Below are 13206 nucleotides of genomic sequence, written 5' to 3'. Positions count from 1 at the left end.
TCCTGTGAAATTTACAGTGCTGACCTTATTCCCTGAGATTCCTGAAGCTTTTTTCAAAACTTCAATCATGGCAAAAGCTGTGGAAAAGGGAATTATTGCTTACGATTTAGTGAATATCAGGGATTTTGCCCTGGATAAACACAAAACTTGTGACGACGGGACCTATGGCGGAGGAGCAGGACAACTTTTGATGCCCCAACCTCTTGGACGGGCTTTGGACAGTGTTCAGGCTTACAAAAAACAGCAGCACGTTATTTACGTGACGCCAAGTGGTAAGCAGTTCACTCAAAAAAAGGCAGTCGAACTTAGCCGTAAAGAAAATCTGGTTTTTATCTGCGGAAGATACGAAGGTATAGACCAGCGTATCATTGACACTTATGTTGATGAAGAGCTTTCCATTGGAGATTATGTAATGTCCAGCGGAGAACTTGCTGCAACAGTTATGGTAGATGCAATCTATCGTCTTGTTGACGGTGTAATCACAGAAGAATCACTGAACGAAGAAAGTTTTAACGGCAACCTTTTGGAATATCCCCAGTACACGAGACCGGAAGTGTACAAGGGCCTGGAAGTTCCTTCTGTTTTAAGAAGCGGCAACCATGAAGAAATCCGAAAGTGGCGTCTTAGAAAGAGCCTGGAAAAAACTTTAAGAAACAGACCTGATTTAATTCAGACTGCAAGGTTAACGGGTACTCTTACTGAAGAAGCAGAAAAAATGATTGAAGAACTTACGGGCTATGTAACCTATAAAAATGACCGTAAGAAAAACAGACTGCTGCGAAGATTACAGCGTGGCAATCAGGAGAAATAGCATGGACATTATTAAGACCATTGAAGCAAAACAGACAAAGCAGAATGCAGAAAGCTTCAAAGTTGGCGATACTGTAAAAGTACACTTTGAAATTATCGAAGGTAAGACAAAGCGTATTCAGATTTTTGAAGGTCTTGTACTCTGCATAAAAAACAAGGGTATTGGTAAGACTTTCACAGTACGTAAGGAAAGCTACGGTGTAGGTGTTGAACGTGTATTCCCACTTCACAGCCCACGTATCGTAAAAGTTGAACTTGTACGTCCTGGTAAAGTACGCCGCTCAAAGATCTACTACGTACGTGATAAGATCGGTAAGGCTGCTAAGATTAAGGAACTTCTTGGTGCAAAAGCTAATGCTGAATTTGCAGCTAACAAGGCTGCTTATGCTGCTGCTGAAGCTGAAGAAAAGGCTATCAAAGAAGCTGCTAAAGAAGCAAACGCAAAATAATTTTTGCGCCTGAGATAAAGTCTTGAATTACATTTCTATTCAGACACAGAACCTTGCCCTTGTGAACAATTCCAGAACGGAAGTTCATGAGGGCAGTTCTGTTTATGTACGGGTACTATCAGAAGATTCTCCCCAGAATTACACTGTTTACTTTGCCGGTAACAGGGTAAAGGTAAAAAGTCCCCTGCCCTTAAAAGCAGGACAGGCTTTTGCAGCAACAATAAAAACTTCCCCGGATGGAAAGATTCTTCTTGTTCCGTCTGCCCCTTCCCTTTCTTCAAAAGAAAACTCAAGAATACAAAACTTTCTCTTATCCCAGGGCATTCAGCCTGACGCCGTTACAGAAAGACTTCTTGCCATGATGCAGAACCTGGGAGTAAAAATAAATACCAGAATCATTTCCAGAGCCGCCCTTCTTGCCTCAAAATTCCCCGGAAAAGAAAAGAAAGCTGCAGATCTTGCCCTTCTTCTGGAAGAAAAAGGAATAGAAGCTACAGAAAGTCTTGTAGCACAGCTCCTTATGGAAATAGATTCTTCATATTCAGGGGATTCAGAAAAAAAAGAGGAAGAACCCCGGGACCAGAATAAAGACACAGCAGACCAGAGGATTACCGGGCTTTATCAGGACCCCCTGCCAGAAAAATCAGGCCTTCTTGCATTTTTTAACCATATGCAGGTAGACGGTCCCTTGCAGTGGCTTATCCTCCCTTACGAATACAGCCTTAAGGATAAAAAAGCCAGGGGCAGCATACGCATTCAGTACAACAGGGAACTTAAGACTACAGAAAAGGTCTGTATTGACCTGCGCTTTAATAATGACAAATTGAATAAAAAAGTTGTGACAAATTACTTTTTTGTGTTATACTATAGTATAAGCAAGGTTAGGGAAATGCGGTTCTGTACATTACCGCCACTTTTGACCTCACGTATTCCTTTTGAGGAAAAGCGGCTTGGAGAATTTCTTCGTTCCGGCATGAACGACGATTCTGTGGCAGCAATCTATTCCACCTCTGCTTTTACAGAAGGATTTTTTCTTAATGATGAAATCCCCCTTTCTTTTGATGATTCAGTCTAATGAAAAATAATAATTTCAGTGCAGTTGCCCTCAAATATCCACCAGAAAAGGAAGCCCCTGTTATTCAGGCTAAGGCTAAAGGCTTTCTGGCAGAAAGGATGATTGAAATTGCAAAAGAAAATGACATACCTGTAGTAGAAGACCAGCTTACGGAAAACATTCTTTCGCTGCAGGAAATCGGAGACTGCATACCGGAAGAAACATGGCGGGCTGTTGCTGCAGTTTTTGCCATGATAAAACAAATGGAAGATTAACTTACTTTACGGAATATATATGAATAAAATCGATTCTTCAGTAATACATATTGGAACCCGCTTTAGTGCAGACGTTTACTTTGACGACGGAATCAACATGTTCCTTGGTGCAAATAAGCCTGCAAAAAACTATCACATTGCCTGCATTAAGCGCTGGGCTGTACCCTACCTCCTTACAAACGGAAAAGAACTGCCTCCTGAACCAAAGGCTCAGTCAGATAACCAGGACTCTGAACAACTTGAAGAACTGGAAGAGCTTGAGGAACTTGAAGAACTGGAGGAAGCATAAGTCACTTGCTTTCTACAAGACAAAAAGGCAATGATGCAGAAGACAGGGCATCTTCCTGGCTTAAAGAAAAGGGCTATACCATTCTCCAGCGGAATTTCCGTACCAGAGGGGGCGAAATTGACATAATCGCCCTTAAAGGTCAGCACCTTACTTTTTTTGAAGTAAAATCCCTTCCCCACGGCACTATAGAAACCCTTGCCCATGAATTAAATTCAAGAAAACAAGAAAAGATAATTAAAACTGCTAAATGTTACCTGCAAAAACATCGAGAATATAGTAACAGGTATATTCACTTTGATGTACTTGCCCTCGATCTTCCGGTTCTGGATCCGGTTTATCACATTGAGAATGCTTTTACGGAGTAACAGATGTCGAAAAAAACAGTTACAGCTTCGCCTCTTTCTGAAAAAGTACTGGAACTTCAGTCTAAAATCCAGGACAAAAACTACATCAATAATGCCATTGACAGAATAGCTGTCATTATGAGCAGGCATATTGTTGGCAGTAAGGGCAATCCCCTTAATTCAAGCGATTTACTCTTCCGCTGATTTTCAATTCTGAATATTATTGTTATAATCACAGTATGAATAAAGACAGAAAGAACAACAGGCATTTTAATAATAGAAATAACCGTCGCGATGACAGACGTAATGAGGACCGTCGTAATGATGACAGGCGCAATGATGAACGCCGCTTTGACGACAACCGCCGCCGTGACAGAAATGACCGTCACCAGCGTCATGACAACCGTCGTTTTGACCCAGTAACTATTGAACAGATACGTGCATCCGAAGAAGCAATAAAAGTTTTTAAAAGCCAGAACCAGCCTGTATGCGAAAAATGCGGCCAGGTAATTACAGACCTTTCTACAGCAATAACAAATAAAGCTACAGGAAACCCGGTTCACTTTGACTGTGTCCTTAAGGAACTGCAGGCAACAGAAACTCTGGAAGATGGAGACCGCCTTACCTACATAGGCCAGGGCCGCTTTGGTGTAGTAAACTTTCCTAACATCCACGACATGAAGCACTTTACCATTAAAAAGATTATTGAATGGGAAGACAGGGAAAAGAAGGGTGAATGGAGAAACCAGATGGCAGAGCTCTATTCTCAGGTTAAATAGCAGAAAGAACATTGACAACCCTGCCCTTTTTTTAATATAATTCTTCAACTTGCCGAGCTGGTGGAATTGGTAGACACAAGGGACTTAAAATCCCTCGGCTTGTAAAAGCTGTGCCAGTTCAAGTCTGGTGCTCGGCAGCATTAGAGATGTTCTTTTGAACATCTCTTTTTTTTATAATACAGGAACTCTTCCTGTACATAAGCTTTAAAGCGAGTTTTGCGAAGCCAAAACTCGCTTTAAGGGGATTTGGTGGAGGTATACCATGAAAAGGTTTTTTCTAGTTATTACAGCATTATTTTCAACAGCTTTTACAGCATCACTACAGGCTCAGGAACTTCCAGAGTTTACAAAAGGAGAAGCCTTCGTATTTGATTTACAGGCAATTCCAGGAAAGGCAGATGACGGAATAAAAGTTAAAAATATTTCATCATCAAAATATTTCGGCATAACTGTCTACGGCTACCAGAACGGAATCTGGAAAAATACAGCAACAGGATTTTTAAAGGAACAGGGTGACACAGACACACTCATGTGCGATTACAGTGTAAAAAAATTCCGTTATTATGCAATTACAACAAATTCACAGTCAAAACTGGTTCCTGTCATTTCAAAATCTCACAATGACCTGAACATAATGTTCTCAGACTGGAGTCCTGAACCTGATGAAATCAGCAGTGCTGCAGTATATGACTTAAAGGAAATTTCAGGCAGGTTTAAAGACAATATGAAGATTTCTTCCTCTGCCACCTTTGATTCACCTTGTACTTTCTTTATATACGGTTCATACAGTCCTGACAGCGATTTTACGCTGCTCACAGCCCTTGCCTTGAAAAACGGCAGTGATACAGATTCTTCAGATACTTACTGTACGACTGAAAAAATAAAAAAATTCCGTTACATAAAAATCATACCATCTGCTGACAGTGAATTTTCTTTCAGTTTATATAAAAAACACAACGATCTTTACATCGAAGTAAAATAAAAAACATCAGGAGCATACATCATGAAAAAAATAACAGGAATTCTTTTTGCAGCAGCATTTTCCATTTTATCCGTCAGCTGCATCAGTTTTAAAAACACAGCATACGTTGAAGGAAGCGATGACTTTACAGTAATTCCCGTAACTTCAAACAGTTTGGGAAAAATCCTTCAGTGGAACGGGTATGAACTTTCCATGTCTTCCGTAAAAAGAGATATAAGCCAGAAAACAGTTTTCGGTGTAGGAAAAAAAAGCGGAACAATTTCTCAAAAGGGAACTTTCAGCAGAGACGGTAATGAAGTATTTTCTACTTCCATCTACAGAAGAATTGACGGCTGGGTGGATGAGGATGAATTTTCAAGCACCAATTTCTTTGATGAAAACTTTACTATAGAGACCGGTAAAAACGATACAATATTCTATTTATCTGCACAGGATGACGGCATTATGATTCAGGACAGTCAGATAATTCCTGTTGTAATCACGAAAGTTAACACTTATAAGAATTCAAAGGGAAAAACATACAGCCTTATGCTGGGGGCAACCTGCGGTGCAAAAGTAAGTGTTATGGATGAACTTTATGCAGTAATTGATACTTTTGATGAATCAATCCGCCTAAATCCTTCGTTCTCCCGGGAACTTACTGATGAGCAGAAGGATATTCTCGCTTCCCTCATGCTGGAATACTACAACTATGATACGTTATTCAAACAGACTGATATTTCTTCCACAACATCATTCGGAATAAACTAAAAAGAAAGCCTGCAGCTAAATCCTGCAGGCTTTGGGGTTCATTGGATGCTGTAACTCTTCCTGTATATAAACTTGTCACTAAAAAAAATAAAGTGTATATTTATATTGATAGATAATTCAAATCAAGGAGGAAAAAGATGAAGCAGTCACCAAGACCAACCACAATGGCATTCGTATTAAAAGAATCAAAAGCTCAGGCTTTTTTCTCCGCAAACCATCCTAAAGCAAAAGATGCCATCGCACGTTTTGAAGCCCATAAGACTAAGGGTGTAAAGACGTCTAAGGACATAAAATAATAATGTCCTATAAATATGGTGAAGAAGTTTTATATAAAATCAGACTTCTAAAATTCTCTGACAAAAAAAACATTCAAGATTTTTCCTGTGGTAATGAATGTATTGATAATTACGTAAAAAATGAAATCTTTTCAGATTCTGAATTAAACACAGAAGATGGCCTTCATTTCATTGTTTATATAAAGAAAACAAAAAAAATAATCGGTTTTTTTTCTCTTGCTGCTTCAGGAATAATTCATAAAGTTGATAATTACGTTAAAATATTACCTGCTATAAAAATTGATATCTTTGCAATTGATGTAAACTTCCAGAAAATGCACTTTGATAAAGATTCAAAAGCTGAAAGTAACCCTGATAACCATTTTTATTTCAGTGATAAAATTATGGGAGAAGTAATAAAACGATGCCAGTCAATATCAGAAAAACATCTTAAAGCCAGATTTATTGTATTATATGCAGATAAAAAAGCACTAAGATTTTATAAAAGAAACAAATTTGCGAATCTGGAAAAGTTCATGGAACCAGAAAAAAATCAGGAAGTCAAAAATCTCACGCCAATGTATATGGAATTGTAAATTATTTAACCTTTATCCCTCCATAAATCCTTTTCTTGACTGATATTTTCTTACATGCAATTATAAAAGTAATTAAATTTAAGGAGATACCAATGAAAAAAATTCTTCTGACAATTTTTGTACTTATATCCTCATGTATGGCTTTTACTCAGGGTCTTCCTCAAATAGACAGGCCTGGAGCATATGTTTTTGACCTGAACACCGTTCCAGGAAAAGCAAAAGACTATATAAAAGTTAAAAACGAATCTTCTGCCTCAAATTTTTCAATAACAGTTTACGGTTATAAAGATGAAGAATGGGTTACAGCAGGAACAGGCTTCTTAAAAACAACGATCTGATTATTTCTGCCAACTAAAAAAAATACCCACTGTTAAAAGCAGTTTAGAAAGATATTCACTTCTACTTTTACAGCGGGTATTTTATTTTAAGGCACTCCTGATGCCCCGGACTTTTATCCTCTTTATATGGACTTAATTTTATACCCTGAACAAGTCAATCTGAGAACCAATCTTATCAATGGCTCCCTGTACCTGCTGATTAATTCCTGTCAGGGCTGTTCCTGTTTCATTAATCTTACGGGCACCAGCTGACATTTCATCCATACTATTCTTCATTGTAAAGGTAGATTCCTGCAAAAGTTTAATTTCATCAAGAATAACCTTACTTCCGTTAGACATTTCTTCTGATGCACCACGAACTTCCTGAGTGCTGTCATTCATAGTCTTAAGGGCTTCTGTAATCTGAATAGAACCCTGGTTCTGTTCTTCCATAGCAGCCCTGATCTGCATTACCAGCTGGTCAGTTTCGCGAATCTTTTCTGATACTACAGCAAAAGAACGGCTTGATTCATTGGAAGCTGATACAACTTCTCCAATAGAATCCTTGATGTGGGAAAGCTGGGTACCGATTGTCTTTGACTGGGCAGAAGATGTTTCTGAAAGCTTACGGATTTCGTCTGCAACTACGGCAAAGCCCTTACCTGCTTCTCCGGCATGAGCGGCTTCAATTGCGGCATTCATGGCAAGAAGGTTTGTCTGTTCTGCAATGCTTGAAATTGCAAGGTTAGCTTCCATAAGCATCTGGCTCTGCTGTTCAATCTGAAGAATACGTTCGTTTACATCACCCTGCTTCTTAAATCCTGTATCTGCATTTTCTTCAAGTTCATCAAAAGAAGATGCCATTTTTTCTACAGAATGATTTACAGAATTAATGTTTCCTATCATTTCTTCTACAGCTGCACTGGCCTGAGTTACACCGGAAGACTGATTTTCTATCATGCGGTTAAGGGATTCAATATTGGAAGAAATCTCTTCTACTGCCCCTGCTGTCTGCTGAACTGAATGATCCTGAGTCTTAATCTGGTCAGCAATACTGTCAATGTTACTTGTAATCTGAACAATTGAACTTGCAGTATCATGGGTACTGGCAGTCATGCTTTCTCCGGAAAGGCTGAGTTCATCCTTAGACTTCTTTGTTTCTCCAATAATCTGATGAAGCTTGTCACAAAACTTATTAAAGTTAATAACCAGGTCACCAATTTCATCCCTTTTGCGGAGGGTAACCCTCTTGGTAAGGTCAGCTTCTCCAGTAGCCATTTCTTCCAGCTGTTTTGTAACGTTAGAAATACGCCACATAAGCCTTTTAACAAAAAGGAAGCCTATAATCATAAGTACAAAGGCAAGACAAATTCCCACAGGAACTACTACATTAAGGGTTTCATATTTAATGGCTTCAATATCAGCAAGAGACTTGGCGATAAACAGCATTCCGGCAATCTGACCGTCATCATTTTTAAGTGGTGAATAAATGGAATAATAATCAATATTCTTAATTGTATTTTCACCACGGTAAGTTTCACCATGCTTATATACCTGATCAACAATGGCAAGGTTTGTAAGCTTTGTACCAACTACATTCTCCAGGGAAGAAGCAACCCTGACATCTTCGCAAAAGATTGTACATTCAACATCGTAGCTGGTCTGCATAAAGTGAATGAAATCATCTGAAGTAAGGTCGTAAACAAAGAGAGTTGCACCTAATACCTCATCTCCGTCCTTTACCGGGTAAGCATAGGAAGCTCCAAAAGCAGTAAGACCGGCCATATCCTTGTCAAAACCACTGGCTGCTGCACCGGAAAGGGCTTTACGGACAGTCCTTACTCCGGACAAATCCTGTCCCACAGAAAATCCGTCTGCTCCACCGGCTATAACCTTTCCGTTTTTATCAACAAAGGCCATAAAATCATAATCCAGGGAATCTGTATAACCTGCAATTTCTGTTTCAAGGGCACTGGCATCTGAATTTTTCATAGCCCTGACTACGTCTGCATTAAGGGCAGAAATAGAAGCATAACCATTAAGGGTAACAAGCCAGTCTTCCATAATAAGGGCTGCACCGTCTGCAGAATGAACAAGCTGTTTTTCTGTAGAAAGTATCTGTCTTTTATCAAAAACAGTAAGACTTACAGCTGCAACTATAAAGCAGGCAAGTATAATCATTGAACCTATCTGGGCAGTAAGCTTAACCTTAATGCTCATGTTGCGTTTACTTGTATCGGCCATATCACTTTCCTCCTGATGATCCGCGACACATAATAAAATGTGCAATTAAGCAATTGTTTGAAGTGAGAAGATACATAAAAAAAGCAGGATCCACGTCAAGCCAACAAACTATTATACATCTTTAATGATACAACGTTTTTAGCTTATTTCAAGCAAAAGCCTCAATATACCGCCAAAAGGTGGCAGCACTTCCAAACATAGGCATTTTTTGGTAAAATTGGGCTTCAGGATACTAAAAAATGCTTTATTATTTGGGAATTTTTTTTGGAACTGACGCTTTTAAAAACACACCCCTGAGACTTTTCAGGATGTACTCAGTTCTTATTTTAGTCGCATTATATGCCGGATTTTTAACAGTCAGATACCTTCTGCCTCTTTTTTATAAGTTTCTTCCTAATGACAGAGGCAGGGAATTTACCCTTTCCAAGGAAGTATCAAAGGGTAAGCCTACAGGAGCAGGTGTCTTTTTTGTTTCTGTTTTTGTAATCCTTACCTTCCTTCTTATTCCCCTTAATTACCTTACGGGGGGAATCCTTTTTCTTACATGGTGCATGATGCTTACAGGCTATCTTGATGACCGCAGTGAAAAAGGCTGGGGAGAATACATCAAGGCTTTTCTTGACTTTGTTATCGTAACTGCAATGGCCCTTATAATGGCCTATGCCCTTAAGCAGGCTTCTCCGGATAATCAGATCCGCTTCTGGTTCCCTTTCTTTAAGAACCCTGTAGCTGTTCCGGACTGGCTTTATATTATCATTACTATTGTAATTCTCTGGGTTTCGGTAAATACAACAAACTGCACTGATGGTGTAGACGGCTTAAGCTCTACCCTGGTACTTGTAGGTCTTATAATAATGGGAATTCTCTTCTATATAGTACTGGGACATGCAAATATTGCTTCAAGACTTAATGTTCCTCAGGTTATCTTTAACGGAGACCATCTGGGACCATATTTTGAAGGCAAGGAAAAGCTGGGACTTCATCTGGGAGCCCATCTTTCGGTAATGTGTTTTTCTTTTGCAGGTGTTGTAATGGGTTATCTCTGGCATAATTCCTTCCCTAGTTCAGTTCTTATGGGAGATGCAGGTTCAAGGGCCCTGGGCTTTTTTATAGGTGTATGCGTACTCCTTTCCGGAAACCCTCTTATGATTCTTGCTACATCTACAATTATCTGTATTAACGGAGGACTTGGACTTCTTAAGGTTGCCCTTAAAAGATTCCTCCATATCAGTATACTTACAAACATAAGGTTCCCACTTCATGACCACATGAGAAAAAATCACGGCTGGTCACCAACACAAGTCCTTATTAAATTTACACTGATTCAAATTATGATATCACTTGCGGTACTTGGAATATTCTTCAAGATCCGCTGATTCTTATTTTTACATTTTCTACTATTATATACTATCGAGGTTTTACATTATGGAAAGAAGAAGAGTTGTTATTACAGGAATGGGAGTTGTTTCACCTGTAGGTAATTCTGTTGACGAAGCATGGGATTCAGTTAAAAACGGAAAAAGCGGTATCGGAAGGGTTACTCTTTTTGATCCTTCCCGTCTTGAAGTTCAGATTGCAGGAGAAGTTAAAAATCTGGACATGGAAAAATACGGTATTTCAAGCCGTGCTACAAGAAAAATGGCCCGCTTTACAAAATTTGCCCTTGCAGCTTCAGCTCAGGCTATTTCTGATTCAGGCTATACAAAAGAAGAACTTCAAAAAGAAAGAACAGGTGTTCTTTTAGGCTGCTGTATTGGTGGAATCGATGCTACATCAGATGGCTTTAAAAAACTTGATGATCCTGCTGCAGGACCTTCCCGCCTTCCACCTCTTACAACACCTCTTATGATCAGTAACGAAGCTGCTGCCAACATAAGCATTTACTACGGCATTCAGGGATTCAGCTGGACTTTGGGAACAGCCTGTGCTTCCGGTACAGATGCCCTGGGTCTTGCAACAGATGTTATCAGAAGCGGAAGATGTGACGTATGTATTACAGGTGGAACAGAAGCTTCCATTACAGAGTTCTCAATTGCAAGCTTTGAAGTTCTCCAGGCCCTTTCCCGTGGACACAATGATGAACCTCAGAAAGCCAGCCGTCCTTTTGATAAAGACCGCAATGGTTTTGTACTTTCAGAAGGTTCTGCTATCTTTATTCTTGAGGAACTTGAACATGCAAAAGCCCGTGGTGCAAAAATCTACGGAGAAGTAGCAGGTTTTGGTTCAAGTAACGATGCCTTCCATATTACAGCTCCACTTAAAGACGGAAGCGGTGCTGCCCTTGCAGTAAAGGAAGCCCTTCGTGATGCAGGAATGAAGCCGGAAGACATTCAGTATTACAATGCTCACGGAACATCTACCCATGCAAATGACTGTGGAGAAACTGCCATGCTTAAGATTGCCTTTGGTGATTATGCAAAAAAACTCCACATCTCTTCTACAAAAAGCGAAACCGGTCACCTTGTAGGTGCTGCAGGTGCTATAGAAGCAATGTTCTGCGTAAAAGCTATTCAGGACAGTTTTGTTCCTCCAACTATAAATCTTGACAATCAGGATATTGAAGGCGGCTGTGACCTTAACTACACTCCGAATGTGGGAGTAAAGGCAGAAATAAATGCTGCTGCAAGTGCTTCCCTGGGATTTGGCGGTCACAACGGCTGTATCATCATAAAAAAATATCAGGACTAATACATGAAAAAGGCATTATTACTTTTACTTTCAGCAGTAACTCTTTCCATTTCCCTTTCATTCACCTCATGTTCTTCGGACATAATCGGTTACAGTACCGTTCTGTGGAACATTCAGGGAGAAAACAAGGGTAAAAAAATCTCTATCGCCGACGGTACTCTTGTTAAGGTATACCTTAAATCCCACATCAACAATGTTTACGTAATTGGTGTTCCGGATTCAAAAGTAAAGCTGGAGATTCCTTTATGGAAGATTTCTGAACCTGAATCTAAAAGTGATGCCAGAAAAAGTGCTAAAAAGTACAAAAAATATAATCATCAGTATGCAAGATGTGTTTTTGACGGACTTCCTATAAGGGATGCTGCCCTTAATACATCAAAGCAGGTTTATCGTCTTAGAAAGGATGAAATTGTCCGCGTTCTTTATGAAGGTTCCGGTGTTGCTCCTACAACAGGTAAGCAGAAGCTTGAAGGTAAATGGCTGGCTGTCCTTACTTCTGAGGGAACCAGAGGATGGTGCTTCAGCTACAACCTCAGGCTCTTTACAATGAATGCAGACGGTTCATTCGGTTCCGGGGCAGAAGATGCACAGGTTCAGGAAACTGACGAAACATTAAACACAATGCTTCAGACAAGATGGTACCCTGAATATTATTCTTCTATGATTAAGAGCAAGGACATTAACCTTGACGGCATGCAGCCTAACTATGGCTTTGACACCGGTCTTGATACAGGAACTGTCAGTATGAATCTTCCTGGCCTTACAGTTTCTGCTGAATACAAGGGTGTAACAAAGAAGTCTTCTAACGTATATAAATTTAACGAAGCTCCTTTCCAGGTAACAGTAAGAAACGCTAAGACAATTATCGTTCAGTATACAAACGAAAAGGGAACTCCAAGAAGCTATAACTTTACAACTCTTGAAGAAGGTGTAAGGATTACAGCCCTTATTGCAGACGAAAGAACCCGCCGCACAAATCTCTTTAAGACAATCAGAAGTGCAGGTCCTGACTTCCGCAGTTCAAATTATGGTACCCTTACCTTTGAAGCAAATAATGAATTTACATGGACTGATTACGATCTTCTTGTTCCTTCTTATATTCCATCTTCTGCAGAAGGAAGGGGAACTGTTTCCTTTAAATACTTTGTACCTCAGTCCCTTAAAAAATCTTATGACTGCGTAATGACACTTACATTTACAGGAGCAGAAAAAGAACTTTCATTCCTTGTAAAGAAAGAGGCTAACGGTATAAGGCTTACACTGGCAAATGTAACAAAGATTGAGAGTGCTCTTTATGATGCTGCTTCAATAAGTGTTCCATCAAATCCACTCGTATTATTCTTCCAGAACTAAT

General features: G+C 39.6%; 17 protein-coding genes and 1 tRNA gene. 17 read left to right on the top strand and 1 reads right to left on the bottom strand.

Translation table 11 applies throughout. From position 1 onward, the window contains the following. The first annotated feature begins 4 nt into the window (after window positions 1-4). From trmD to K6D58_RS05610, 14 genes are all read left to right on the top strand, one after another. A complete protein-coding gene (gene trmD, locus K6D58_RS05675; protein WP_296828510.1) occupies window positions 5-811 on the top strand; it encodes a tRNA (guanosine(37)-N1)-methyltransferase TrmD in 807 nt (268 codons plus the stop codon). A 1-nt stretch (window position 812) separates the two neighbouring features. After that, window positions 813-1259 (top strand): 50S ribosomal protein L19, encoded by a 447-nt coding sequence (rplS, locus tag K6D58_RS05670; RefSeq protein WP_296828508.1) that lies wholly within the window; start codon window positions 813-815, stop codon window positions 1257-1259. A 22-nt stretch (window positions 1260-1281) separates the two neighbouring features. Further along, the gene (locus tag K6D58_RS05665) at window positions 1282-2334 is read left to right on the top strand and encodes a hypothetical protein (protein WP_296828506.1); all 1053 of its coding nucleotides are present in this window, start codon (window positions 1282-1284) and stop codon (window positions 2332-2334) included. Further along, complete coding sequence (locus K6D58_RS05660; RefSeq protein ID WP_296828504.1) at window positions 2334-2588, top strand: EscU/YscU/HrcU family type III secretion system export apparatus switch protein; 255 nt, start codon at window positions 2334-2336, stop codon at window positions 2586-2588. Before K6D58_RS05665 ends, K6D58_RS05660 begins: the two co-directional genes overlap by 1 nt. A 19-nt stretch (window positions 2589-2607) precedes the next feature. Further along, entirely contained in the window at window positions 2608-2877 is a 270-nt protein-coding gene (locus tag K6D58_RS05655) for a phosphohydrolase (protein ID WP_296828502.1), read from the top strand. A gap of 5 nt (window positions 2878-2882) precedes the next feature. Then, window positions 2883-3242, top strand: a complete 360-nt coding sequence (locus K6D58_RS05650; RefSeq protein WP_296828500.1) for a YraN family protein — start codon at window positions 2883-2885, stop codon at window positions 3240-3242. Between the two features lie 3 nt (window positions 3243-3245). Further along, entirely contained in the window at window positions 3246-3425 is a 180-nt protein-coding gene (locus tag K6D58_RS05645; protein WP_296828498.1) for a hypothetical protein, read from the top strand. 35 nt (window positions 3426-3460) lie between these two features. Then, window positions 3461-4000 carry a hypothetical protein gene (locus tag K6D58_RS05640; RefSeq protein WP_296828497.1) on the top strand — a complete coding sequence of 180 codons (540 nt, stop codon included), beginning with the start codon at window positions 3461-3463 and terminating at the stop codon, window positions 3998-4000. Between the two features lie 51 nt (window positions 4001-4051). After that, window positions 4052-4137 (top strand) — tRNA-Leu (locus K6D58_RS05635). A gap of 125 nt (window positions 4138-4262) precedes the next feature. After that, a complete protein-coding gene (locus K6D58_RS05630) occupies window positions 4263-4982 on the top strand; it encodes a hypothetical protein (RefSeq protein ID WP_296828494.1) in 720 nt (239 codons plus the stop codon). A 21-nt stretch (window positions 4983-5003) separates the two neighbouring features. After that, window positions 5004-5732, top strand: coding sequence for a hypothetical protein (locus K6D58_RS05625; protein WP_296828492.1), 729 nt, complete (start codon window positions 5004-5006; stop codon window positions 5730-5732). 137 nt (window positions 5733-5869) lie between these two features. After that, a complete protein-coding gene (locus K6D58_RS05620; protein ID WP_296828490.1) occupies window positions 5870-6028 on the top strand; it encodes a hypothetical protein in 159 nt (52 codons plus the stop codon). Window positions 6029-6030: 2 nt separating this feature from the next. Next, complete coding sequence (locus tag K6D58_RS05615; protein WP_296828488.1) at window positions 6031-6603, top strand: hypothetical protein; 573 nt, start codon at window positions 6031-6033, stop codon at window positions 6601-6603. A gap of 92 nt (window positions 6604-6695) precedes the next feature. Beyond that, complete coding sequence (locus tag K6D58_RS05610) at window positions 6696-6941, top strand: hypothetical protein (protein ID WP_296828486.1); 246 nt, start codon at window positions 6696-6698, stop codon at window positions 6939-6941. Between the two features lie 138 nt (window positions 6942-7079). Here the strand turns inward: K6D58_RS05610 and K6D58_RS05605 are convergent, their stop codons facing one another. Next, window positions 7080-9164 carry a methyl-accepting chemotaxis protein gene (locus tag K6D58_RS05605; protein ID WP_296828485.1) on the bottom strand — a complete coding sequence of 695 codons (2085 nt, stop codon included), beginning with the start codon at window positions 9162-9164 and terminating at the stop codon, window positions 7080-7082. Window positions 9165-9403: 239 nt separating this feature from the next. Between K6D58_RS05605 and K6D58_RS05600 the strand changes: the two genes are divergently transcribed. From K6D58_RS05600 to K6D58_RS05590, 3 genes are read left to right on the top strand one after another with little or no spacing between them, the layout of a single operon-like run. Beyond that, window positions 9404-10540 (top strand): MraY family glycosyltransferase, encoded by a 1137-nt coding sequence (locus K6D58_RS05600; protein WP_296828483.1) that lies wholly within the window; start codon window positions 9404-9406, stop codon window positions 10538-10540. Between the two features lie 49 nt (window positions 10541-10589). After that, window positions 10590-11852: a beta-ketoacyl-ACP synthase II gene (gene fabF / locus K6D58_RS05595; protein ID WP_296828481.1), complete on the top strand. Its 1263-nt coding sequence runs from the start codon at window positions 10590-10592 to the stop codon at window positions 11850-11852. Window positions 11853-11855: 3 nt separating this feature from the next. Next, window positions 11856-13205, top strand: coding sequence for an SH3 domain-containing protein (locus K6D58_RS05590; protein WP_296828479.1), 1350 nt, complete (start codon window positions 11856-11858; stop codon window positions 13203-13205). Window position 13206 lies beyond the last annotated feature (1 nt).

It is taken from the genome of Treponema sp., assembly GCF_024696245.1.
GTDB lineage: Bacteria > Spirochaetota > Spirochaetia > Treponematales > Treponemataceae > Treponema_D.
This window is presented reverse-complemented; position numbering and strand designations above follow the sequence as displayed.

What these genes read in the sequence shown, in the direction of transcription:
- rplS (WP_296828508.1), top strand. Translation starts at nt 813, where the DNA reads ATGGACATTATTAAGACCATTGAAGCAAAACAGACAAAGCAGAATGCA.
- K6D58_RS05660 (WP_296828504.1), top strand. Translation starts at nt 2,334, where the DNA reads ATGAAAAATAATAATTTCAGTGCAGTTGCCCTCAAATATCCACCAGAA.
- K6D58_RS05655 (WP_296828502.1), top strand. Translation starts at nt 2,608, where the DNA reads ATGAATAAAATCGATTCTTCAGTAATACATATTGGAACCCGCTTTAGT.
- K6D58_RS05645 (WP_296828498.1), top strand. Translation starts at nt 3,246, where the DNA reads ATGTCGAAAAAAACAGTTACAGCTTCGCCTCTTTCTGAAAAAGTACTG.
- K6D58_RS05640 (WP_296828497.1), top strand. Translation starts at nt 3,461, where the DNA reads ATGAATAAAGACAGAAAGAACAACAGGCATTTTAATAATAGAAATAAC.
- K6D58_RS05630 (WP_296828494.1), top strand. Translation starts at nt 4,263, where the DNA reads ATGAAAAGGTTTTTTCTAGTTATTACAGCATTATTTTCAACAGCTTTT.
- K6D58_RS05625 (WP_296828492.1), top strand. Translation starts at nt 5,004, where the DNA reads ATGAAAAAAATAACAGGAATTCTTTTTGCAGCAGCATTTTCCATTTTA.
- K6D58_RS05620 (WP_296828490.1), top strand. Translation starts at nt 5,870, where the DNA reads ATGAAGCAGTCACCAAGACCAACCACAATGGCATTCGTATTAAAAGAA.
- K6D58_RS05615 (WP_296828488.1), top strand. Translation starts at nt 6,031, where the DNA reads ATGTCCTATAAATATGGTGAAGAAGTTTTATATAAAATCAGACTTCTA.
- K6D58_RS05610 (WP_296828486.1), top strand. Translation starts at nt 6,696, where the DNA reads ATGAAAAAAATTCTTCTGACAATTTTTGTACTTATATCCTCATGTATG.
- K6D58_RS05605 (WP_296828485.1), bottom strand. Translation starts at nt 9,164, where the DNA reads ATGGCCGATACAAGTAAACGCAACATGAGCATTAAGGTTAAGCTTACT.
- K6D58_RS05600 (WP_296828483.1), top strand. Translation starts at nt 9,404, where the DNA reads ATGCTTTATTATTTGGGAATTTTTTTTGGAACTGACGCTTTTAAAAAC.
- fabF (WP_296828481.1), top strand. Translation starts at nt 10,590, where the DNA reads ATGGAAAGAAGAAGAGTTGTTATTACAGGAATGGGAGTTGTTTCACCT.
- K6D58_RS05590 (WP_296828479.1), top strand. Translation starts at nt 11,856, where the DNA reads ATGAAAAAGGCATTATTACTTTTACTTTCAGCAGTAACTCTTTCCATT.